This is a genomic window from uncultured Shewanella sp. (assembly GCF_947495455.1).
GTDB lineage: Bacteria > Pseudomonadota > Gammaproteobacteria > Enterobacterales > Shewanellaceae > Shewanella.
Window position 1 is genome coordinate 1 of the sequence record NZ_CANLZC010000092.1, and the last position, 23,599, is coordinate 23,599.

At 38.9% G+C, this 23,599-nt stretch carries 18 protein-coding genes, 2 tRNA genes and 1 pseudogene; 13 read left to right on the forward strand and 8 right to left on the reverse strand.

Annotated elements, in window-relative coordinates:
- Window positions 1-589 precede the first annotated feature (589 nt).
- Window positions 590-1,684 (forward strand): annotated as a pseudogene (locus Q0791_RS19170) (IS630 family transposase).
- A gap of 81 nt (window positions 1,685-1,765) precedes the next feature.
- On the opposite strand, the gene Q0791_RS19175 reads toward Q0791_RS19170, so the two are convergent.
- A complete protein-coding gene (locus Q0791_RS19175) occupies window positions 1,766-2,566 on the reverse strand; it encodes an ABC transporter ATP-binding protein (RefSeq protein WP_299009915.1) in 801 nt (266 codons plus the stop codon).
- A 10-nt stretch (window positions 2,567-2,576) separates the two neighbouring features.
- Entirely contained in the window at window positions 2,577-4,316 is a 1,740-nt protein-coding gene (locus tag Q0791_RS19180) for an ABC transporter permease subunit (protein ID WP_299009917.1), read from the reverse strand.
- A gap of 554 nt (window positions 4,317-4,870) precedes the next feature.
- Between Q0791_RS19180 and Q0791_RS19185 the strand changes: the two genes are divergently transcribed.
- A complete protein-coding gene (locus Q0791_RS19185; RefSeq protein ID WP_299009919.1) occupies window positions 4,871-5,644 on the forward strand; it encodes a sulfite exporter TauE/SafE family protein in 774 nt (257 codons plus the stop codon).
- An 85-nt stretch (window positions 5,645-5,729) separates the two neighbouring features.
- On the opposite strand, the gene Q0791_RS19190 is transcribed toward Q0791_RS19185, so the two are convergent.
- Together Q0791_RS19190 and rmuC are read right to left on the reverse strand one after the other, a co-directional pair.
- Window positions 5,730-7,703, reverse strand: coding sequence for a transglycosylase SLT domain-containing protein (locus Q0791_RS19190; protein WP_299009921.1), 1,974 nt, complete (start codon window positions 7,701-7,703; stop codon window positions 5,730-5,732).
- Window positions 7,704-8,019: 316 nt separating this feature from the next.
- A complete protein-coding gene (rmuC, locus tag Q0791_RS19195) occupies window positions 8,020-9,510 on the reverse strand; it encodes a DNA recombination protein RmuC (protein WP_299009923.1) in 1,491 nt (496 codons plus the stop codon).
- A 222-nt stretch (window positions 9,511-9,732) separates the two neighbouring features.
- Between rmuC and msrP the strand changes: the two genes are divergently transcribed.
- Together msrP and msrQ are read left to right on the forward strand one after the other, a co-directional pair.
- Entirely contained in the window at window positions 9,733-10,755 is a 1,023-nt protein-coding gene (gene msrP, locus Q0791_RS19200) for a protein-methionine-sulfoxide reductase catalytic subunit MsrP (protein WP_299009925.1), read from the forward strand.
- Window positions 10,755-11,372, forward strand: coding sequence for a protein-methionine-sulfoxide reductase heme-binding subunit MsrQ (gene msrQ, locus Q0791_RS19205; protein ID WP_299009927.1), 618 nt, complete (start codon window positions 10,755-10,757; stop codon window positions 11,370-11,372). The genes msrP and msrQ overlap by 1 nt, the downstream gene beginning before the upstream one ends.
- A gap of 363 nt (window positions 11,373-11,735) precedes the next feature.
- Here the strand turns inward: msrQ and Q0791_RS19210 are convergent, their stop codons facing one another.
- Window positions 11,736-12,056 carry a hypothetical protein gene (locus Q0791_RS19210; protein WP_299009929.1) on the reverse strand — a complete coding sequence of 107 codons (321 nt, stop codon included), beginning with the start codon at window positions 12,054-12,056 and terminating at the stop codon, window positions 11,736-11,738.
- 276 nt (window positions 12,057-12,332) lie between these two features.
- Here Q0791_RS19210 and Q0791_RS19215 point away from each other — a divergent pair, with 276 nt between their 5' ends.
- The 3 genes from Q0791_RS19215 to Q0791_RS19225 all read left to right on the forward strand — a co-directional run bounded on the left by Q0791_RS19215 (window position 12,333) and on the right by Q0791_RS19225 (window position 14,987).
- Window positions 12,333-12,485 (forward strand): hypothetical protein, encoded by a 153-nt coding sequence (locus Q0791_RS19215; protein WP_299009930.1) that lies wholly within the window; start codon window positions 12,333-12,335, stop codon window positions 12,483-12,485.
- A 133-nt stretch (window positions 12,486-12,618) separates the two neighbouring features.
- Window positions 12,619-14,454: an AsmA family protein gene (locus Q0791_RS19220; RefSeq protein ID WP_299009933.1), complete on the forward strand. Its 1,836-nt coding sequence runs from the start codon at window positions 12,619-12,621 to the stop codon at window positions 14,452-14,454.
- The gene (locus Q0791_RS19225) at window positions 14,454-14,987 is read left to right on the forward strand and encodes a BsuPI-related putative proteinase inhibitor (RefSeq protein ID WP_299009935.1); all 534 of its coding nucleotides are present in this window, start codon (window positions 14,454-14,456) and stop codon (window positions 14,985-14,987) included. Before Q0791_RS19220 ends, Q0791_RS19225 begins: the two co-directional genes overlap by 1 nt.
- A gap of 107 nt (window positions 14,988-15,094) precedes the next feature.
- Here the strand turns inward: Q0791_RS19225 and Q0791_RS19230 are convergent, their stop codons facing one another.
- Both Q0791_RS19230 and gloB read right to left on the reverse strand, forming a co-directional pair.
- Window positions 15,095-16,648 carry a LysM peptidoglycan-binding domain-containing protein gene (locus tag Q0791_RS19230; protein ID WP_299009938.1) on the reverse strand — a complete coding sequence of 518 codons (1,554 nt, stop codon included), beginning with the start codon at window positions 16,646-16,648 and terminating at the stop codon, window positions 15,095-15,097.
- A gap of 89 nt (window positions 16,649-16,737) precedes the next feature.
- Window positions 16,738-17,541: a hydroxyacylglutathione hydrolase gene (gene gloB, locus Q0791_RS19235; protein WP_299009941.1), complete on the reverse strand. Its 804-nt coding sequence runs from the start codon at window positions 17,539-17,541 to the stop codon at window positions 16,738-16,740.
- A 153-nt stretch (window positions 17,542-17,694) separates the two neighbouring features.
- On the opposite strand from gloB, the gene Q0791_RS19240 reads away from it, so the two are divergent.
- Window positions 17,695-18,432, forward strand: a complete 738-nt coding sequence (locus tag Q0791_RS19240) for a methyltransferase domain-containing protein (RefSeq protein WP_299009944.1) — start codon at window positions 17,695-17,697, stop codon at window positions 18,430-18,432.
- 176 nt (window positions 18,433-18,608) lie between these two features.
- On the opposite strand, the gene rnhA is transcribed toward Q0791_RS19240, so the two are convergent.
- On the reverse strand, window positions 18,609-19,088 hold the full coding sequence (rnhA, locus tag Q0791_RS19245; protein ID WP_299009948.1) for a ribonuclease HI: 480 nt from the start codon (window positions 19,086-19,088) through the stop codon (window positions 18,609-18,611).
- A 74-nt stretch (window positions 19,089-19,162) separates the two neighbouring features.
- Here rnhA and dnaQ point away from each other — a divergent pair, with 74 nt between their 5' ends.
- The 5 genes from dnaQ (at window position 19,163) to Q0791_RS19270 (ending at window position 23,527) form a co-directional block, all read left to right on the forward strand.
- The gene (gene dnaQ / locus Q0791_RS19250) at window positions 19,163-19,891 is read left to right on the forward strand and encodes a DNA polymerase III subunit epsilon (protein ID WP_299009951.1); all 729 of its coding nucleotides are present in this window, start codon (window positions 19,163-19,165) and stop codon (window positions 19,889-19,891) included.
- A gap of 52 nt (window positions 19,892-19,943) precedes the next feature.
- Entirely contained in the window at window positions 19,944-21,323 is a 1,380-nt protein-coding gene (locus tag Q0791_RS19255; protein ID WP_299009953.1) for a TIGR03503 family protein, read from the forward strand.
- A gap of 194 nt (window positions 21,324-21,517) precedes the next feature.
- A tRNA-Asp gene (locus tag Q0791_RS19260) sits at window positions 21,518-21,594 on the forward strand.
- A 65-nt stretch (window positions 21,595-21,659) separates the two neighbouring features.
- Window positions 21,660-21,736: transfer RNA gene (locus Q0791_RS19265), tRNA-Asp, on the forward strand.
- Between the two features lie 732 nt (window positions 21,737-22,468).
- Entirely contained in the window at window positions 22,469-23,527 is a 1,059-nt protein-coding gene (locus tag Q0791_RS19270) for an MFS transporter (RefSeq protein ID WP_299009956.1), read from the forward strand.
- Window positions 23,528-23,599 lie beyond the last annotated feature (72 nt).

Sequence of the window (23,599 nt, forward strand, 5' to 3'; positions counted from 1 at the left end):
TGAGGCTTTTTTCGTATATGAGATTAAAAATAATAGAGCGGTAGTTCAGTTGGGCTGATAATGTTCCATACATTATTTAGCATTCACCCCATCCATGGGGATTTTAGGGCTTTTTATTAGAGACTTCTCATTAGAAAGAGTCGGCCTGTCACGCCGGGGGGCGCGGGTTCGGCTGGTATAAAGAGCAAGTCCGCTTCACAACATTAGGATGAGCCCTACTAGAAATAGTAGGGCTTTTTCGTATGTATACTTTTCTGTATTTTTTTGGGGTGGCGTCGCGGATAAATCCGTCCCAGCTTCGCGTTCGTAAGCGCACGGCTGACGCCGTACTCATACCAATCTGCACTCAAATATGATCTAATACAGTACGATTTCATTTCGCTTTTTCATTATGCAAAATTATTCTTCTGAACAACTTGTCGCCTTATCTAAGTCTGAAAAAGACGCACGAATGAGAATTCGCTTATTGGCCGTTGCACGCTTTTTAGAAAACACATAATCGTGCTTTAGTGGCTCGCCAATTAAAGCTAATACCAATCTGCACTCAAATATGATCTAATACAGTACGATTTCATTTCGCTTTTTCATTATGCAAAATTATTCTTCTGAGCAACTTGTCGCCTTATCTAAGTCTGAAAAAGACGCACGAATGAGAATTCGCTTATTGGCCGTTGCACGCTTTTTAGAAAACACATAATCGTGCTTTAGTAGCTCGCCAATTAAAGCTAAGTCGAACGAGCGTCAACGCTTGGGTTAAAAGCTATCTCACAGAAGGTATCGATGCATTGAGAAGTGATATGTCTAATCAAAATGCGAGTAAGATGACTCATGCACAAAAGCAAAAATTGTTTACCTATATCGATACTGCCAGCCGCTCAGAAGAAGGCGGGAGACTCATAGGCAAGGATATTCAGCGTTATATCCAATCTGAGTTTGGTATTCAGTATCACTTAGATCATGTCTACAAGATCCTGAAAAACATTGGACTGAGTTGGATCACGAGTCGTTCCCAACATCCTAAACAATCAGAAAAAGTTCAGGAAGAGTTTAAAAAAAATCCTGATAAAAACGATCGATAAGATCCCAGGGCACCTTCCGTTAGATCGCGTCGCCTATTGCTACAACCTAGGTGGTTTCAGGATGAAGCTCGCTTTTCTATTTAAAAGATGATCGGCAAAACACGACAGCAAAGCTCCGGGCGGCAACAGGCACAAGACCACGTGCAGTTCAACAACAGCAATTTACATTTTATAAACCATAGGGCTTATATATTTGGTGCTGTATGTCCAGTCACTGGAAAAACCGAGGCACTCGTTACGCCATTAGTGAATAAAGAAGTCATGACACAACACTTAAGGCAAATTTCAGAGGCAACAGAACCAGACAGATATGCACTTGTTATTACAGACGGTGCCCCTTGGCATACGAATGAAACAACAGACTCATTCCATAACTTATCAATATTGAAACTCCCGCCTTATTCTCCACTCTCTATTTACAAAAACTAAATCCTATCGAACAAGTATGGCAATGGCTAAGGCAGCACTGTTTAGCTAATAGATGCTTCAAAAATTATGATGATATTCTTGATAATGTTTGTCGTGCATGGAACACATTTATTGAGTGTACTAAAAGGGTCAAAAGCATATGCTCAAGAAGCTGGGCAAAAGTGACCAACTTCTAATGCAGATTGGTATTACAAGTCATCACGAGCGCTCTGCTGTACTATGATGAGAGCATAAACTTGACTATTGCTAAAGCAAGATCAATTGGCTGTTTCAAGTATTTCATGAGAAATGAAGCTCATTTTTTCTTGTAATGCAATGGATTTTAAATCTCTAGGATGTTGGTCATCAATGACCATTTCAAAGGCAATCCTGCCTGGATCATGATCAAAAATAATAATTCGATTGGCCATGTCAACCGCTTCTTTCACACTATGGGTAACCATTAACATGGAGCGAGTATTTATTGCTTTATCTTGCCATAGTTCGATAATATCTTTACGCAACAGATTAGCAGTATAAATATCAAGTGATGAGAAAGGTTCATCCATAAATAATATTTCTGGTTCTACCACAAAGGCACGAGCAAAACCTACACGTTGGCGCATTCCGCCAGATAACTCTTTTGTATAGGCATGCTCATAACCTGCTAAACCTACCAGTCTCAATGCTTCTAATGCTTTGGGTTTGCTATGTGATTTAGGGATCCCTTGTGCGTCTAGTCCAAATTGCACATTTTCAAGTACTGTTAACCAAGGTAAAAGTGCGATATTTTGAAATACCATGGCAATTTGTTTAATGGGTTTATTGATCAATTTATTTCGATAATAAGCATGGCCGCTTGAAGGGGGTAATAAACCAGAAATGGTTCTTAGAAACGTTGATTTACCCGCTCCAGATTTCCCTAAAATAGCCACAATTTCATTTTCATATAAAGTAAAATTAATATTATCTAATATTTGATGCACTTGCTTATTGTCATTGACCAATGTTTGACAAATGTGTTTGGTATTGAGTAAAGCATTATCATGCTTGTAATTAGGTGTGAATATGGATTTCATAATGCTTCTCCTATACTTTATATCGAGTTTCTGCGAGGCGATAGAGAGGCCTCCAAATAAAGATAACGCACAGACTGACTAAAAAACATAATGCAGACACAGCTAAGGCTGCTTGGTGAAGTTGATTATTGTTGGTTGTTTCGGCTATCAGAGCGCCAATGCCGTCAGTTGTGATAGTCTGATTGCCCCATTGCAAAAATTCAGCGGCAATTGCTGAGTTCCATGCTCCGCCAGCAGCACTGATTATCCCTGTTACTATATAGGGGAATATGGCTGGGATCATAAACTTGAACCACCAATTCCACCCGTTTAGACGAAAGCTTTTTGCCATTTCCAGCATGTTTTGAGGAAGTGAAGCAGCGCCTGCAATAACATTAAACAGGACATACCATAGTGTTCCCAACATGATTAAAGGTATCGCCCATAAATTTAATGATTGATTTGTTGTGACTAATATAATCGTGATCACTGGAAATAAGACATTAGGGGGAATTGCCGCTAGTACTTGAATAATTGGTTGAAATAACCTAGTTAATCGAGGGTTTAAGCCAATCCAAATACCAATTGGTGTAAATAATATTACACTTAATAACATAGCAATAGCGACCCTTAACGTGGTTTTGAGCATAAGAGGGATAAGGTAAAGCATGCTGCCATTTGGGAAAAAAAGCCACAGTTGGTAACAGATATAACTGAAGATGGCAAAAAAAAGCAGATACCATAAACCAGTGCTACCTTGTTTTATTTTAGAGGATAAGCTTAAAGGGGATAATTTAAATTTAGCGACAAAATAGCTGGGCAAATTAATCATGCTATGAATACAGATTTTATAATAGTGATTGAATTTATTTGCGATAAAGCTGTGTGTCAGTAGATGATAGAACCATGAAGTACTGGGAGCTGTTGAAGTAATGTCCTCATATTTGAATTTTTCTGACCATTTAACCAGAGGGCGAAAAAGAAATTGATCAAAAAGAGTAATATTAATGATGATAGCAATGATTGCCAAGCATATTGCTTTTATATCGCTATTGACTAAAGCGGTTTGAATATAAGATCCAATCCCTGGTAGCATGATGGTCTTATTGCCTAGAGGTAAGGCTTCTGTTGCGACGATGGCAAACCAAGCTGCGGATTGAGAGACCATAGTATTCCATAGTAAACCCGGAATAGAGTATGGCAATTCGATACGCCATAGATGCTGCCAAGCGTTGAGATTAAATGACTGACTGACTTCAATAAGATCGTCTGGAATGATACGCAGTGTTTGATAAAAAATGAGTGCGAGGTTCCATGCTTGGCTTGTAAATACACCAAAAATAGCAGCCGCTTCTAATCCCATAATACTTTTTGGAAAAACAAATAAAAAAAGTGCAGTGGTAAAGGTTAGAAAACCAATTAACGGTGCAGATTCTAAAAAGTTAATGATAGGCAAAGTAATACGTGCAATATGTTTGTTTTTGGCACTGGCATAGCCAACGATGATAGCGAACAGTAAAGAAAAAACCATGCCAATGATTAAACGCATTGTGGTACGTAAACTATAGTAAGGCAGTTTTTCTGGTGATAAAGAAATGTCATTTAACTGAGTTAAAGCCGTTAATGGGTTATGCATATCTTGCCAACCAACATAAAAAAGAAAGCCGAACAGCCCTATTGTTAGCATTAGCATGAAATCTTTGTAATTTAATAATAGATAGTTATTTTTATTCAATAGTCTATCTTTAAAAAGTAAGTTATTTTTTTTCATAAAACTATCCTTGAATAATATCAAGTAGTTGTTTATTAGGTATTATTGGTTGTATTTTTATTGACTATCTTTAATGTCTAAATGGGAGCAATAAGAAAAGGAAAGACAAAAAGTTATGTTTATTTGTCAATTATCTTAAATTATTTTAAATAAAACTAAAGACAGAGAAATACTAAAAAGTTGTTAATAACAACTTGGAGGATGTAATGATGTGCAGATAATGTATGGCATGAGTGCCTCCTTACATTTTTTCAATTTGGGGAGGTTGCTGTTTAAAAAAGCGACGCAAATTTAAATTAAAAAAAAATGATTGTCAATAACAAATTTAAAGCTTGTTATTTCTGTTTTTCTGAGTACAATGTGCCGCGTTTTGAATTTCAACTTTTTTATGGGGGGGGCACATGTTATATTTTAATTGTTTACAGCCTCCTAGTTTGAACTTAACAGTGTTAATAAGTGATTATTCTTAGTGGTGTCAATGCGAATATTTTTTATCGCACCACTTTTTATTGTTAACTATTCTGTGCAATTGTTATTATTGCTGGGAGGTTGTAATGCTTTTAAGTTCTTATCTTCATCTTATCATCATTGGCATATGTGTTGGTTTCTTATCTGGTTTATTGGGTAGTGGTGGAACGACATTCTTAGTACCCGCTTTAAGTGCTTTTTTTACTTATCAGTTATTGCTAAAAGTCAGTTATTTACATTTTGCAGTTTATACTGCATTAACGATTTCAGCGCTGACTTCTTGGACGAGTATCGTTAAACACTTTAGATATAACTGGATTAAACTCAGCGAGTTATTATCTATAGTGCCTTGCTTGGTTGCTGCAAATCTTGTGGGATTATTTTTATCTCTACATACACCCGCTATATTGAGTATTAACTTGTTTTCTTTGTTCTTGTTATATTTATCTTATTCCATTTTATTTAATCATAATTCGGAATTATTGATAAATAAAATGACTTTTCTAAGTACTTGGGTTGGATTTAAATCAGGATTGTTTGGAATAAGCGGAGGCAGTATTGCATTTCCGTATTTATTAAGAATGTCGATTAAATTGGAAAAATCGCTTGCGATAACAAGTATTATCACCTTTAGCCTTTCTATTATAGGTGTAATAATCGGATTACTTGGAGGAGCGACTCATGTAAAAGGGGCGATTGGTTTCATTTATTGGCCTGCGATTATATTTGTCGCTCCATTTACTATGCTGATGGCACCTGTTGGGCAAAAAGTCGCATTGAGATGTCCGGTTCTATTCATTAAATTAATCTACTCTCTCGTTATGTTATTTTCAGCTTTATATATATTATCATCCGTATGATACATTGAAAAACCTATGTAAACGTAATCGAAAGCGGCTTGAAATTGAATGTATACATTTAACTGGAATGTACCTTTCACTGAACCTAGTATTGAAACTCTATTTCAGCTTGAGAAATAAAATCCGGTTGTCGGTTTTGTTTTAATTGGTAGATGACACGGTAACTCAATAGTGCTTGTACGTATTCTCGGGTTTCTTTATAGGGGAGCGTCTCAATAAAACTGACAGCGTCAAGTTGACCTTGTGATTGCTTGAGCCATTTTTTCACTTTGCTTGGGCCCGCATTATAACTGGCCGCTGCAAGGATTCGATTTTGATCAAAGTCATTTTTTAATTGGGCATAATAGGCACTGCCAAGTTGTATATTAACTGCTTCATCATATAAAGAAGTGGATTGATAATTAATTTTTTCTTTTTTTGCTGTTGATTTAGCCGTATTTGGCATTAATTGCATATAGCCCTTTGCACCAGCATGTGATGCTGCGTAGGGGTTAAATGCACTTTCTCTACGTGCTATGGCTCTGAGTTCATCAACATCAATTTGTTGTTGGACAGAGGCTTTTTCAAAATGAGAATCTGCGGCATAAGGAAAGCGTAAATCCATATCGTTCCAAAGTTTCGCTTTAATACTGGTTTCGATGCTTAAATTAAACCACTGCTGCTCTAATGCAAAAAGCGCATATTCTTGTTGCATCATTTGGGGGTGCCTATTGAGTAACATTAACCATTCACTGCTTGCATCGAATACATTATTTATCGCCATGAGTTCAATGACTCTGTTTAAACCTAAGTCTTTAGCAAGTTGTTTTCTTAACTTAGGTAAACTTTGTGTGGATTGATGTTGTAATTGAAAAGGTTTGTTTTGTTGAAGAGCTGCAAGGTAGCCATAGAAATGCCGTTGCTGGCTAAGGTTATTCAGTAATGTTTTTGCTACCTTGTTTTGAGCGTTATGATGTTGTAATAAACGTGCTCGCCAATAGATCCATCGAGGGCTGTTCTGTAGGTGTTGACTCAATGAGCCTATATAGGTTTCAGCATGTTGCCAATTTTTATTTTTAATGGCCCAACGAATACGGCGTTCAAGTAAGTCATCCAATGTCTTATTGGGTTGAATATGATTGGTTTGAGCCGCCAATGCCTGTAATTGATTATCGACATCCTTTTTTAAGCTTTCATCTTCAATGATTAAGGCACGCTTGATTAACGCGAGTTGTAATTGGTGTGCTTTTTGTGCAGTAAAAGCCTGCTGTGCTTGATAGCGAGAAAAGAGCCAAAGGGCTTGAGCGGTATGGCGTTTTGATAATTTCTTTAAGCCTAAAAAGAGTATGTCTTCTTGTAAATAGTTGATATCTTTTAATGATGTATCGAGGGGAAAAAATGCCGTTATTCGACTTGGCTTTTTATAAATATCAAGTAGTTGATTAGCCTCTTTAGGATGAAGTGTTAACTGTTTTGCTAAGTATTGCAATAGACTATATTGGTTTGCTGTAAAGGCTAACTTCATACGCGACCAAATCAATTCTTGGGTCAAGTGACCAGCTTGTATCCAAGCAGAAAATAAGGGATCGCAGGCTTTTGGGCGAGACTGCCCCCATTGCCAAAGTGCTTTAGCGCCAGTATAAGCGATTTTGGGCTGGTTTTTGGCTAATTGTGCTCTGAAAAAATAACATTGTAGAGTAATATTATTGGGAGTGGTTGGACTGATGGTCAAAAAATCAGTCCAACGTTCTTCTTTACCGACTTCTGATAAATAGCGTCCACGTGCTCGATTGTATAAAGGGGTATTCTTCCACTGATCGATAACCTGTGAGGCTTGTTCACCGGATAATCGACTCAGAGTATTTATTTGTGATTGATAATCTAAATAAATGCGCAGGGGATAGTCCTTAAGTTTAGCTCGGAGTGTTTGATAGCGTTTTGTTTTTTTTTGTTCTAGGGCTTTTTGAGCGGCTAAGTAATTTTCTTGATCTTGAGTAAGTGTTTGAGCAATAGAAGAAAAACTGAGTCCAATGGTAAACAACAGGTTGAATAACTTGATAAAAAATAGTTTTGTCATCATTTCTCCTTGTATACTTCAATGAATAAGGAACATGAAGCTGCTATTGTATTATGTATTTTAGTAATAATGACTTTTAAGTATCGCGTCAGCGTTAAAGATTATTCTATTATTGTCAGTATTGATTTCGTCTCCATAGCTTTTGACTATACATATGGCTTTTAGTGCCCATTTTGTCTTGTTTTTTTCAATGGGAATAGCACTAGGGAAAATCACAGCGCTCAAGGACAACTATGAGAAACAAGGCAGTGTAGTGTTTCTCATATCGCCTCTTATATACTAACACCTTGAAATAATGCGAGTATATTGATAACAGTGTTTACTTTTGGCTATCACTTTGGGGAGCAATAAAAGCTTGATCGAGTAATTGTGGGGTTAACTTTTTACTCGTAGGTACGCCTAATTGCTGCATTTGATGTGCCTGACGTATGACATTTCCTTTTCCAGAAGAAAGTTTGTTCATCGCCTGTTGATAGCTCTTATCTGCACTGTCTAATGCCCGTCCTAATTTTTCCATATCCTCTAAATAACCACATAATTTGTCATATATTTTCCCCGCTTGTTTGGCGATGTTTTGTGCATTTTGGTTTTGATATTCATAACGCCAAATATTGTTGATTGTGCGTAAGGCGACAAGGAGGTTAGTCGGGCTTACCAGCATGATATTATGTTCGAGGGCGTAATTAATTAAACTGGGATCTTGTTCAAGTGCTAATAAGAAAGCAGGCTCTAAGGGGAGGAACATGAGCACATAATCCAGGCTTTTGAGTCCGTGTAAGGTTTGATAGTCTTTTTGGCTGAGTCCTTTAATATGTTGGCGGACTGAGATAACGTGATCTTTAATGGCTTGTGCTTGGATGGCTTCATCATCACTATTAAAATAACGTTCGTAAGCGGTGAGTGTCATTTTCGCATCAATAACCACATCTTTATTATCGGGTAGGTGCACGATGACATCGGGTTTGAAGCGTTTACCCGATTCATTTTTTAAATCTTGTTGAGTATGATATTCATGTCCTTCTCTGAGACCGCTATCTTGAAGAATACGCTCTAAAATCACTTCTCCCCAATTGCCTTGTTGCTTATTATCTCCTTTGAGTGCTTTTGTTAAATTGATGGCGTCTTGGCTCATTTTAATGTTGAGTTGAGAGAGTGACTCTAGTTGGTGTTTTAAAGCATTGCGTTCACTTTGTTCTTGAGAGTATGATGCTTGTACTTGTGCTCTAAAACCTTCGAGTTGTTGTTTAAATGGTGCTAATACATGATTGAGTTGAGTATCATTGTGTGTTTGGAGTTTTTCACTGCGCTCTTCAAAAATTTTATGGGCGAGGTTTTCAAACTGTGTTTTTAATCTTTGCTCCGCATTTTCCAGTAGCTCGACTTTATCTTTTAATGCCTGCCGCTCTGCATCAAACTTGGCTGTTAGAGTTTGTTGCATGGCATTGGCTTTAGATAAGCTGAGCTGGGCTTCCATTTGTTTACGTTGGGCGTCGATCACTTGTTGTTCTAAGGTGGGGACTCTTTCACTTAATGCATGAGCTTTGCCTAATTCAGATAAGTGCCACTCTAATTTACTTTGTTGCTGTTGTAACATATTTTCTTTGTCATCGATGATCTCTTGATACTGAATGATTTCATCTTTTAAGTTGGCTTGTGTTTTGTCCATTTCTGCTTGTAGAGTAGAGCGGACGGTTTCCCATTTACGTCGTGTCTTTATTTGGTTGAATAAGGCACCAACCAATAAAGATAATAAAGCCGTAGCAATAAGTGGGACGAACTCTAATATTGAAGACAGGGTTATAGCAGGCATAAAAATCACTCTTTATATCGATAGAGTCATAGAGTGACATGCAGGTTAATGCTCTGCAAGCCTTTGGATATATAATTGCTGTACTCTTAAGCACTTTATCGTTAAATATTTGCAAGAAAGATGAGAAGATAAACCTACGCTGAACGCAGGTGTGAATACTTTTGGTTAATTGGGCGGTCTATTATTATATCGAACATATGGCATTGAGAGTGAGGAAGGATAATGTTCATTAAAAAAAAGCCGTCGTGGGATAAATTTAATGACAGCGATATCACCCCAGAATCTGTTTACTTGCAAAGACGTCAATTAGTTAAAAATTTGGGGTTGTTAGGCACGGGGGCATTGTTGGCTACACCGACAAAAGCGGGGTTGTGGGATTTATTCAATAATGATAAGTCTAATGTGACTTTTGAGCGCAGCCCACTCACTTTCCAAAAACAGTCTACATATAATAAATGGATTTATGGGAAGCAAACACCGGAGGTTAAAGCCATTTCACATAATAACTTCTATGAATTCGGTACCAGTAAAACGGATCCCATTGAACAGGCTCAGTCTTTAACTGTGGATCCTTGGCAGTTACGTATCGAAGGGGAGGTTCAACGGCCTATGATACTTGATTATGATGCGCTTTTTCGGTTGTTTCCCTTGCAAGAGCGTATTTATAATTTTCGGTGTGTTGAAGCTTGGTCTATGGTGCTCCCTTGGATTGGTTTTTCATTAGCTGAAATATTAAAAAAAGCCGAGGTGACCAGTAAGGCGACACATGTGGCTTTTGAGACCTTATACGATCCTGAGCAAATGCCCGGCCAAAAGAATCGTTTTGTCGGTGGTGGAATAAATTATCCTTATGTTGAAGGGCTCACCTTAGCTGAAGCAATGACAGACTTAACATTTCTTGCCGTTGGGCTTTATGGTAAAACATTACCGCCACAAAACGGAGCGCCGATCCGTTTGGTTGTTCCTTGGAAATACGGATTTAAAAGTATCAAATCTATAGTGAAGATTCGAGTAACTGATAGTCAACCTTTTACGAGCTGGAATCGTTTAGCCCCCAGTGAATATGGCTTTTATGCTAACGTCAATCCAGACGTTGATCATCCAAGGTGGTCACAAGCCACTGAAAGGCGTATTGGTCAAGGTGGGTTATTTTCAGCTAAACGCATCAAAACACTGCCTTTTAATGGTTATGGCGATAATGTTGGCGCTTTATATAAAGGGCTTGATTTAAAGGTAAATTTCTAATGCGTTTATCAGCTAAGCAAATCACTCTCATTAAGTTTGTGGCTCATGTATTGGGAATATTCCCTTTAATTTATTTATTCGTGAATGTCATAAATGGACATGCTGGTGGCGATCCTGTTCAGTATATTATTCATTTCACCGGAATGGGGGCGATGAATAGTTTAATACTCACCTTAATGATTTCTCCGTTGGCTAAATATGGTAAACTCGGTGGCTTGTTGCGAATGAGGCGGTTAGTCGGCTTGTATACCTTTACCTATGCCAGTTTACATGTATTGGCATTTTTGAGTTTAGATTTACTGTTTGCTTGGTCTTTTTTTATGAGTGAAATGGTTAAGAGGCCTTATATTTTACTCGGAGTATTAGCATATATCTTGTTGATGGCATTAGCTTTGACATCTTTGGCTACTATTCAAAGGAAAATGCGTCACCATTGGCAGCAGCTACACAATGGGATTTATGTTATCGCGATTTTGGCCCCCATCCATTTTTACTGGTCGGTGAAGTCAGAAATAATTGAGCCGAGTTTGTATTTATTGTTCTCACTTCTTCTTTTATGCTTACGTTATAAAAAGTTTAATATACTGAGTATAAAAAAATCAGATCCACTCCATTAGTCTTTCACTCGATTGTTGGTTTTATATACTAAGCATTAAAAGGAATGATTAGCATAATGGCGTATTGATTTTATATTTGAGTTCATTAGGGAGTTAGCTCAAATTAACTTAATCGCCACAACATGAGAATAAAATTTTATCCTCATGTTTAAAGCCATATAGCGTTTGCATCTGTAATATAAGATACACCCATCATATTAGGCTATAGAAAACGATAATCATCTAAAAATGAAATAGGCAAGTGCGCTAAGTTCTGTTGATGGACATTGGATAATGTATGTTCAGTATACCGATGCAAAAAACATAAAACGTATTGATTAAAATAAACGATTAAATGTGTTCACTCAAAAAAAAATGACAGTTTTATGCACTTTCTTCTTGCTGTTTCATAATTTGTATAACTTGCTCATAGGACAAATTAAGTTGACGAGATAAGTTAATTACCTTGGTTTTGTAGGTTTGGATATTTTCTTGTTGGGCTATCAATTCTTTCTCTTCTTCTACCAATTCATTCACAGAATCTTGTAATATGTGTAATCGGCGTAAATTAAAGTTTAAGGAAGAAATATACTTTTTCATTTGAGCTTTATTTCTTGCTTGCTCTAAATCACTGCTTCGTTTTTTGTCGTAGTTATATTGATCTAATGCCGCTATAGCATCTTCTAAATCTAAATTATTGTTCATTTGGGATCACTTTACTTTAGGTGCGTGTGGACGATATAAAAATTTCTATCATTATAAAGGGTATTGTTCCATTCTTAAAGTCTTTCTTATTATCTTTTTAACAAGAAACTTATTTTGTTTCTTGTTTTGCTTTTGAACAAGGCGTAGTCTGTTTTAAAATACGGTGAATAGATGCCAAAATGTCAGATTTGCTTCCTGATTTATTTGAACATTATTGTGATGTGTTGCAGCTATTGCTTGTAAGGTATCGGCCTTGTGGCCAGAAGCAGACTTTTTATGGTGAGGTATTCATTATACAGTCTGTTGAAGTTAGCTCAGCAGGGCAAAGGAAAAGTGCTTCATGGACAAGGTTCATCAAGGCCATTATTAGGCGACATGCTCGCGAAAATTGGCAGTAAAAATGAATGGATAGGTATTTTAATGTATTAGAGATTGCAGGGATCAGTATTCAGCCTAAAATGTGAATATATGCTGATAGGAACTGTGCTGCATTGTCAGCTCGAACGTTAGATTTATCGGTGTTGACGGAATAATTTTTGTTTTTAATTGAATGGAACCTCTAATGAAAGTAATCAAATGGCTGGTTATCGTATTATTTACCTTATGTATTGCCTTTGTGGCTTACGTGAGTCTTTTGTTTAATCCCAATGATTTCAAACCACAAATAATCGATTTTGTGAAAGAAAAAACCGGGCGCCAGCTAACCCTTAAAGATGATTTAAGTTGGACTTTTTTTCCTCATATGGGGATCGAATTAGGTGGGATAAGTGTATCAAATCCAAAGGGGTTTGAATATCCACACATGTTACAGGTTAATCGCGCCGTCGCAGATGTTGAGCTTTTGCCTTTGCTTCAAAAAGCTGTGGTTATACAAGAGGTTAAACTTGATGGTTTGACTTTCATTTTGGAGACGCAAAAAGATGGACGTTCTGGTTTAGAGGGGCTGACGAGTACTGAGAAGGCCCAATCAATGTCACCTCAATCAAGCTCACAAGGCAGTACTGCTGTGAATGTGTCACGCTTAGATATAGGTGGCATTGCAATAACCAATAGTCAAGTATTCATCGTCAATCAACAAACAGGCACCAAGCAGATTTTTTCGCTTAAGAATTTGACCTTAGGCCGTTTTCAATTAGATCGATTTGCCACACTCGATTATGAGTTGAGCGCTAAATTACCGAATATGATATTAAACAGTGAGGGTGAAGGGGCGATTCGACTCGATAAACAAATGCAAATAGTCAAAATTAAAGATCTTGAAATAAAAAATGATATAAAAAGAATAGGCAGTGATAAGCCTGCTTTACCTGTTGATTTTTTGATTCAATTAACCACCAATTTAAAGGAAAAATCCTTAAGTGTAGGGATAAATGACATTGCCGCAATGGATCTCCGTGGATCAGCCAATATTGAGGCAAATTATGGGAAAAAAATACCTGATTTGAACATTAAGCTAGACTTTGATGAACTTAATTTTGATGAACTTTTAGCTGCGATGTCTGATGAAGCGCTTATGCCATCCGCTAAGCCAAGTCAGTTGGCACAAAAGACGCAAGAACCGAATCTAACAGCATTAAAGAAAGTCAATGTCGATGCTGAAATGACGATTAAATCCGTGATGATGAATCATATCAAATCGACGAATTGGAAGATGAAGGCACAATTAAAAAATGGCGTATTAAATGTGCCATCATTAACGGCTGATCTTTATAAAGGGCAGCTGCTTGCTAGTGCAAAGTTAAATGCTCAAACGTCGTTAGCTCACTATTCTTTTAAGAAAAGCATCACAGGTGTTCAATTAAGACCTCTACTTCAAGATGCAGCAAATGTGGACTTATTGTCTGGGCTAACAAACTTGAGCATTGAAGGTGAAGGTTCAAGCCTTATTCCTGATAATATTAAGAAGAATTTAGTTGCATCAGGGAAATTTGAAGTGGTGGATGGCGCACTTTATGGTATTAATATTCCGCAAATGCTGCGTAAAGCACAAGCTAAGCTAACAGGAGCCGATGTCACTGAAGGCGATGTCGAGAGAAAAACCGACTTTACTCGTTTAGCTGGCAGTTTCAAGATTGCCAAAGGTGTGGTGACAAATAATGATTTGAATATGGCGTCGCCTTTAATTCGTATTCAGGGACAAGGCAATGTCAATATCATTAATCATGGGCTGAATTATCAATTGCTCACTAAGGTGGTGGGGTCCTTAGAAGGGCAAGGGGGTCAAGAAAGCAGTAGGTTAAGTGGTATTGATATACCACTGAGCATAACGGGCACTGTTATTAAGCCTAAATTTACATTGGATACAGAAGCATTATTAAAAGGAAAAGTGAAACAAGAAACCGACAAGCTACAACAAAAATTAAAAGATAAATTGTTGGATAAACTAGGAGGGTTGTAATGACAAAAAGAACTTGGGTTTTATTATGCTCACTGTCGATGTTTGGTTGTGCACCAAGTGTGAGTGATACCCTTTCATCAGGAGGGGTGACTGTGAGCAAACCTAGCATCGAAGATAAGTTAGCATTGAGCAAAGACCAACAGCAATCGGCTTTATTGATGGGGAAATTGATCCTTCCTGCACACATAGAGAAAGCGAAAGCATTATCGGTTGTTTTAGAAGTGACAAATCCTCAATCTTATGGTGTACCTTTACTTTTTTCTTCAGGAAAGAGTGGGGATTTATACATTTATAACGATGAAGGGCAAAGGATCTGGACTTGGTCGGAACAAATGATGTTTACTCAAGCATTAAGAGAGACGGTATTAGCTTCAGGCAAGAGCATGAAAGTGAAGTTTGATGTGCCTGCAAAGTTAATGAGTGCTTTATGGGGTAAAGATTATACCTTGCAAGCGGTATTTGCCGGCAAAGCAACGGAGTCTAAACAGATTGTGATGGGGAAAGTGAGCCAGAAAGTGTCTTTTAAAGGATAAGTGTCGGCGATGCTGAGGAGCTAGGCCGTTTTTGAATGAGTAGTATCACGGGTATTAAAAAGGGCTTGGTTATGAATAACCAAGCCCTTTTTAATAAAAGAAGCAGATTAAGTTCTAACTTTCGTCATATCCACATAGAGTTTTAGCATTTGTCCTGGTTGAATATATTTTTGATTTTCCAGAGCATTCCATTTCACTAATTGAGTCACACTTACATTAAATTTATTGGCGATACGGGCTAATGAGTCTCCACTTCGCACTTTGTAACGTATGGTGCGCATAACGGCATTAAGACTGGCTTGATCATCCGTCGTCCAAATGACCAATTTACGGCCTATTTTTAACGGATCTCTAGGAGACATGTTATTCCAGTTGGCTAATTGAGAGACCTTGACTTTGTATTGTCGAGCAATTTTCCAAAATGAATCACCGGATTTAACCTGATAATTCACTTTAGCGGAAGCGCGTTTACGGCTCTGCTTACGATTGGTGCGCTGTTCTAACGATAGCACATATTGATCGGGGTTTTTGGCCGCGACAGGGATCAGTAAAAATTTTCCAGCGACTATGGTGCTGCCCTGAATATTATTAACCGCTTTAAGTGCGTCAACTGTGGTTCGGTAATGTTTGGCGATAGTGCTTAAACTGTCACCGGACTTCACTTTATACCTTTCCCAATTTAACCTATCATCGGGCTGAGTTTCAGACAATGCCTGCTTAAAGTGTTTGGCTTTACTGATAGGTAACACTAAATGGTGTGGCCCTTTAGGCGCCGTCGCCCAACGATTAAATCCTGGGTTGAGTTTATGGAGATCAGATGTCGACATTTTGGCGAGATCTGCAGCAACGGCAAGATCAATTTGATCTCCAACATTAACAACTTCTATTTGAGGCTGATTTTTGATTGGTTTTAGTGTGATACCGTATTTATCTGCATTTTTAATCACATCGGCTAATGCCAATAATTGTGGTACATAACGTTCGGTTTCTGTTGGTAAATTAAGAGACCAAAAATCAGTAGACATGCCCTTACGTTTATTGCGTTTAACGGCATTTAAGACTCGGCCTTCACCTGTATTGTAGGCAGCAATAGCATATAACCAGTTTTGATTGGTCTTCTTGTATAAATACTCCATCATATCCAGTGCAGCAACCGTCGCTGCAGGAACGTCGCGCCTGCCGTCATACCACCAATTCATTTTTAAACCAAAATATTTGGCCATCGGCGAGGTAAACTGCCATAACCCTGATGCTGCACCGGCGGAATAAGCAAAGGGATCGAAGGCACTTTCAACAACAGGTAATAATGCGAGCTCCATAGGGAGATCACGCTCTTGTATTTCATTAACAATAAGGTATAAAAATGGAGTTGCACGTTCTGAAATCTGCTCTAAGTGCTTGGGGTGTTTAATGTACCAATCACGGTATTGATTGACTAATTTATTATCTGGCACTGGTAAGTGCATGTTGAGCCGGATCCGTTGCCAAACATCGTTAATGACAACAGGGGAGTCGACGACTTGTTGATCGTCTTTAGTGGCGATGGGCTTTGCAGTATTCTGAGCTACAGCGTTAGGTTGGACGGGGTTAACAGAGTCTAAAGATTGACAACCCGTTAGCAGAGAAAAACCCCCTGCAATAATAATATAAGGTGCGCGCATGAAAAAAATTTATCCTCAATTAAGGTCCCAAACACTGTAATTTCATCGGTTCTTGGGGACACGAATGGCGCTGCATTGTATAGTATTTTTTAGACTGTGTCCTTCCATTGACGTAATAGTGCAAAAAATGAACTTTCTTTACTTGGGAATTGTTTAAAATGTTGCCTGATTGAGCGTTGAATTGTATCTGTGTGACAGCGTAAAAAAGGGTTGATTTTTTGCTCTAGCCCTATGCTTGAGGGTAAAGAAGCCTGCCCACTTTTTCGCGTTTCTATGACATGTTTTTGGTAGGCCTGTAAGTCGATATTATTGGGGTCAACCCGTAAAGCAAAATCAAGATTTGCTAGCGTATATTCATGAGTGCAAAACACTTTTGTGGTTTCGGGTAATTGACTCAATGTGGATAATGAAGCATGCATTTGCTCTGGTGTTCCTTCAAATAGGCGTCCACAGCCTCCGCTGAATAAGGTATCACCACAGAATAAGTGATTATCGATCAAATAGGCGATATGTCCTAAGGTGTGCCCTGGAATCGTAAAGATGGTTGCCTTGATGTTGAAGTTTTTTAAGATAATGCTTTTTTCGTTAGTAATGGGTTGGTTAATGCCTTTAATATTTTCCGATGCGGGCCCATAGATAGGAATAGTACTGTCATTAGCCTGCTGACATGCAAAAGCATTGAGTGCGGGTATGCCTCCCACATGGTCAATGTGGTGGTGTGTGATCAAGATCCCCGCTAAGGAGAGTTGGTTTGCCTTGAGGTATTGGATAACAACGTTGGCATCACCGGGATCGACCACATAAATCGCTGAATTATCATCTTGTTTAATGAGCCAAATATAATTATCGTTAAAAGCGGGTAATGGAATAATACGGTACATGTGAGCCTGCATTTTTGATCTCCCTGAGTTTGACTATTGTACTCACAGGTAAGAAGCTTGTATAGAGTATCATCGCTGCCGTTTTCTCTTTTTTAGGTGATGTTTCGACAAAACAGAATAATTAGCATTATGATAGGAATATCAAGATTGGATTGGAGGTGACTTTTGTTACAGCATGCTAGAATGTTTCCCCCTCAACAATGGAGCGAATTGCCAAGTGGAGAAAGCATTCGTTTTACTGTTGAACAAACATTAGCGCCATTGTGGCCAAGAATATTTGGTTATTATTTGTTAAACTTGGGCTTTTTAAGTGCCGATTTGAATAAGACGGGTTTGTCGATTCAAAATCAATATTCATTATATGATGCGCCAACGGCAGATATTATGGCGGAGTTAACGGATCTCCCCATTCAAAATACAGCAGTTGATGCCGTTGTGATGAGTTTTTTATTGGAGTTTCACGAGGATCCTTATCGCTTATTAAGAGAGTTAGATAGAGTACTGATTGCTGGTGGATATCTCATTATTGTTGGGTTTAACCCTATTAGTCCACTGTTTATTGGTAAGCTTTTGTCTCAATACCAAAATACGCTACCTTGGTGTGGTCGTTTTTTTACGCCTTACCGAGTTAAAGATTGGTTAGGGCTACTGGGTTATCAAGTGGTCAGTGATGAGAGAGTGCTCCATCATCATTTATTGAGTCGTATCATGCCAAAAAAGCAGTTTTGGCAACAAAGGTTGAAAGCCTGGTTACCCAGTAGTGGCAGTGTTTATGTGATTGTGGCGAGAAAACTTGAGGTGCCGCTCACACCATTGCAATCCAAAAAGCCCCTCAAGCAACCTAAATGGCGTCCTGCGGCGGCGGGTCGCACAGGAAGGGCTTCTTCTCGAATCAAAAAATAAAGACACAATAGTAAAACCATAGATGGTGTTTGAAGGGGTGGCTTCTCGTGGCCAAGGCCGCATTATTAATGAAGCGGCGCCAGCGACGTTAATGCCATTTTAAGCATAAAGATTGCCATTCTATGCTATTTGCATACGCTTTTACTCGGTTTTGTTTTTTATGTTTAGGGACTGATTTATAATAGGGGGGTTACATAACCTGTATCTTCTTGTTTGGGCTTTGCTTCAGCGGCTTGTCTGGCTAATCTGTCGCAGCGTTCATTTTCACTATGGCCACTGTGCCCTTTAATCCAGCGCCAATCGATCGTGTGGGGGGAGATTGCTTTATCAAGCCGTTTCCAAAGATCGACATTCTTGACGGGTTGTTTATTTGCGGTAAGCCATCCTTTTCGTTTCCAGCCATGGATCCATTGGGTGATCCCTTGGCGCATATATTGGCTATCGCTGGTTAAAATAATCTGACAGGGTTCTTTTAATGCCTCGATAGCAATAATGGGCGCTAATAACTCCATGCGATTATTGGTGGTTAATGCAAAACCATCGGCGATTTCTTTGACATGTGACTTATATTTCATCACTATGCCATATCCGCCAGGACCAGGATTGCCTAGGCAAGAACCATCGGTATAGATGAAGAGTTGTTTCAGTTGGGTCATCGAATTGATACTATAGTCATTATTGGCTCGATGAGCATTGTACTCAAAATTGTTTTTAATAGTGTAAAAAATTTATGAATATCATTTCTACCGCAAAACGCCAAGTTATTTTAGATACTGAAACGACAGGTATGAACCAAGGCGGAGGCGCCGTTTACCTTGGCCATAGGATTATCGAAATCGGTTGTGTTGAAGTGATTGATAGGCGATTAACGGGCAGACATTTCCATGAATACATTAATCCGCATCAACTGATTGATGAAGATGCGATTAAGGTGCATGGGATCACCGATGAGTTTGTTGCTAATAAACCCAGTTTTCACCAGATTGCTCAGCGCTTTATTGAGTTTATCGATGGCGCTGAAATCGTGGCTCACAATGCAAACTTTGATGTGAGCTTTATGGATCATGAGTTCTCATTATTGCAACCCTCAGGCCCTAAAACAGCAGATGTCTGTCAAATTGTTGATTCTCTTGCTGTGGCAAAATTCTTACATCCAGGTCAGAAAAATAATCTTGATGCCCTGTGTAAACGATATGGTATCGATAATTCTCGTCGAGAATTACACGGCGCATTACTTGATGCGGAAATTTTAGCCGATGTTTACCTCCTCATGACGGGGGGACAAACCAAGTTTAATTTATCTAATGAAAAAGCGGGACAAGAATCCGGTGCGATTCAGCGTTTGAGTGCTCAGCGCCCGCCATTAAATGTGATTTTGGCGGCTGAAAATGAACTGACTGCTCACGAAAGTCGATTGGACATTGTGGCGAAAGCGGGCGCTTGTATTTGGCGTGAATAATAAGATTGAGAATTTGGCGTAAATGACGCAAGTCACGGAGAAGTAAGCGGTTATGGATAGCTTTTTGAAGGGAATACGGCATTTTTTCTGTTTTATGATTTTTTTATTCGGTTGGGGATGGGCTGAAGTCAGTGTGGCCTTATCCCTTGAAGCCGTTAAGACGGATGACAGGCTTCACAGTAAAAATCATGCTAACAATGCCAGTGAACTCAAGAACCGATTTAGAATTGATCATAAAGTCTTCGGGCTAACCTTATTTGTTGAAAGAGAATTTGGCTCAGCGCCTGTGGTCATCGTATTACCTGATGGGCATAAATGGTACGCCAATCATCATCCTGAGCAGGTTAAATGGGCGCAAGGGCTGGCAGGAGACATGATCATTATTGATAATCCCATGCCAGGCCCTTGGCAATTACTTGGACGAATTAATCCCGGATCAACTATTACCAAAGTGTCTCGTTTAGCCATTCAAATAGAAGATATTCCTCAACCTGTTTTTCAAGGTGAACGTTTAAAGTTAACGGCATCACTGAGCAATGAGAGTGAAAAACTGCGAATGCCAGGGCTTGATTACCTATTTAAATGGCAAGCGCGATTGATTAGTGCAGGGGGTGTTCAAGATGAAAATTTTGCTGTGGGCAGTGTCGATGTGGGGCAGTATTTAGATAACGGTGAAGGATTCGACGAAGTGCCTGATGATGGCGTATTTACCAGTTTATTAGATTTTAATCAGGCTTGGGGGGACTATTTTTTTGAGGTAAAACTGTATAACGCTATTTTTGAACGTGAACATCGCCTCGCTTTTCGATTATCGAAAAGTCCTATCAATTTGCATTTTATATCGGATTTATCATCCGATGAAACACAAAGAAGCTTGCTGCTTGAAATCGATGATACTCTGCTTTTTTTAAATGAAACTCAGGTTATTTTGGAGTTAATTGGTCCAATGGGTATGAGAAAAGTGATTGAAATTGATGGCATTAATAGCTCACTAACGACGATAACCTTACCTAAAGTCACGCGTTTAGGAGGGTATAGTGTCAATGTGAGTGCTATCAGTACGGTGAAAAATTCAGCTTTCCATCAAGGGGAAGCCTCGAGTGATAATAGAGAAATTTACTTAACCTTACCGGCATTATTTTTTAATTTGATCCAACTCCCTTCAAGCTTAACACTCGAAGAGCAGCTTGCTGCTGATCTTGAGCGTACCATGATTGCCGAGCAAAGGGCTAAACGTCTTGCATTAACTTGGATTATTGGTGGAAACGTCTCTTTATTATTGCTTGTAGGGCTCATTTTTTGGACAAGAGAGAAACGTAAACGAATGCTGTATGCAAAACTTGAGCAGCAAAGACGTGCTAAGCAGAGTCAAGTTGAAATGAGTATGATGTTAGATGAGATTGATTTGACCTTGCCAGAGGGTAAGTTTTAAGCCTGTGGCTGGAAGGCATTCAATTGAATTGTGATGATAATTTGTTCTTGATGGTTGACTTGCTAGTTGATTAGCTTACTGTTTTGTTTTAATTGTGTTCAATGTGGTTGTTTTTTGATTGATTGAGTGGGTTTAATTAAAAAAGTCATTGACGCTAGGGCCTCACATCCGTATTATTCGCTGCAACTTGATGTGGAGCGGTAGTTCAGTTGGTTAGAATACCGGCCTGTCACGCCGGGGGTCGCGGGTTCGAGTCCCGTCCGCTCCGCCAATCAAGTTGACCAAATTTGATATTAATAGACTTGAATTAAAATTTGAGTGTGTTAGTGAAAAATTGGAGCGGTAGTTCAGTTGGTTAGAATACCGGCCTGTCACGCCGGGGGTCGCGGGTTCGAGTCCCGTCCGCTCCGCCAACATTAGGATAAGCCCTGCTAGAAATAGCAGGGCTTTTTCGTATTTATACTGCTCTGTATTTTTTGGGGTTTTGGGGTAGCGTCGCGGATAAATCCACCCCAGCTTCGCGTTCGTAAGCGCACGGCTTGCGCCGTACTCACCCACCAACACAAAGATTAAAGCCTCATCACATGATGAGCCTTTTTTCGTATTTGTCCTTTTACAAAGGATGACAAAAATGAGAAAACCATTATTTTAGTCATTTGCTAAAGGAGCGGTCATTCTCAAGCATTCTATGCTTTACATGACATTTGCGCCTTCATGCGCTTCTTCTCAGCCCAGTTAAGAGAGTCCAGTTAAGAGAGTCCTGTTGAGAGTTCAGTTGTACTGATAATGTTCCATACATTATTTAGCATTTATGGCCTCCTTTATGAGCTTATATCAATTCCATTATATAGATGATCAATTCAGAGCTTCTCAGGCTTTTCAATTCAAGGTGCATTGATTGAAAATGGATTTGGGCAATAAAAAATTATGGTATTTACTGAGAAATAGACTTTACTCATTTAGGGTTGGCGCCCAATTTACTGTGCTTTTAGGTGTGTAAACGAGGTTGGGATCATTGACTTTCAGTGAGTTTATCCGCTTACTTGCCGCTTACTTGGGCCCTGCCTTTGGGCAGTATCAGGTTTACAGTGAAGGATAATCCACGATTTTATGTTGATCCGCTATAAGCGTTTTTGGAGGAAGCAATGGCTCGTTATCGTCTTATGTTTATTCCTTTGTTGTCCTTAGTGATCCTGACCGTGGGTGGAGCGTTATTAAACACTTTTCTTGCTTTAAATCTGGAAAGTAGTGGCGCGAATAGTTTTTTAGTGGGAAGTTTAACGACGGGTTATTTTGTTGGCATGGTAGTGGGGGCGTTTAAATTAGAAGGATTGATTTTACGTGTTGGCCATATTCGAGCCTATTCTGCTTTTGCATCTTTACTCGCGGTTGCGGCTATGCTGCATGGTTTTTATATCGGGTTCAGCTTTTGGTTATTGTTAAGGTTGATAGAGGGGTTTGCGACAGCAGGCTTATATATCGTCATTGAAAGTTGGATACTTGGAACGACGAATAATGCTAATCGAGGTGCATTTTTAGCTTTATATATGATTGCTGTTTATCTCGCGCAAGCGGGGGGACAGTTCTTATTAACCATCGCTTCCCATGAAACATTAATGTTGTATTGTATTTCTGGTATTTTGGCTTCTTTATCCGTGATCCCTTTAGCGTTATCAAAAACGGTGACACCTATTTTTTCAGAGCCAGAGCCTTTTAGTATTAAAACCATGCTGAAGATGAGTCCGTCGGGTATGTCAGCTTGTTTTGTCGCGGGCATGGTATTGGGTAATATTTATGGGTTATATCCGATTTTCATTCGGCATTTGGGCTACAGTAACTCAGAAATATCAACCGTAATGGGATTGACCATTTTTGGAGGGATGCTATTTCAATATCCCGTTGGGCGATTATCCGATGTGTTTAGTCGTCGATCTGTATTGGCCGTTTTGGCCATAGTGTCAATGTTCATTTGCTTGGCTATCATTAGTGTTGGTCATGAAAGTGTGTGGTTAATGGGGAGCTTATCATTTGCACTGGGAGGAATGGTTTTTTGCCTTTACCCTATAGGAATAAGTCATGCGTGTGATAGGGTAAAAAAACAACAAGTGGTGTCAGCCACACAAACTTTACTCTTTTCTTGGGGAACTGGTGCTGCATTAGGCCCCATCATTGCGCCTATTTTTGATCAATTCATGCCTAATTAACCTCAGATCGGTTTAACGCATTACTGTCATCGCGTTGAATTCGGCTGATGTTATATTAAGTTGTGGCTTTCT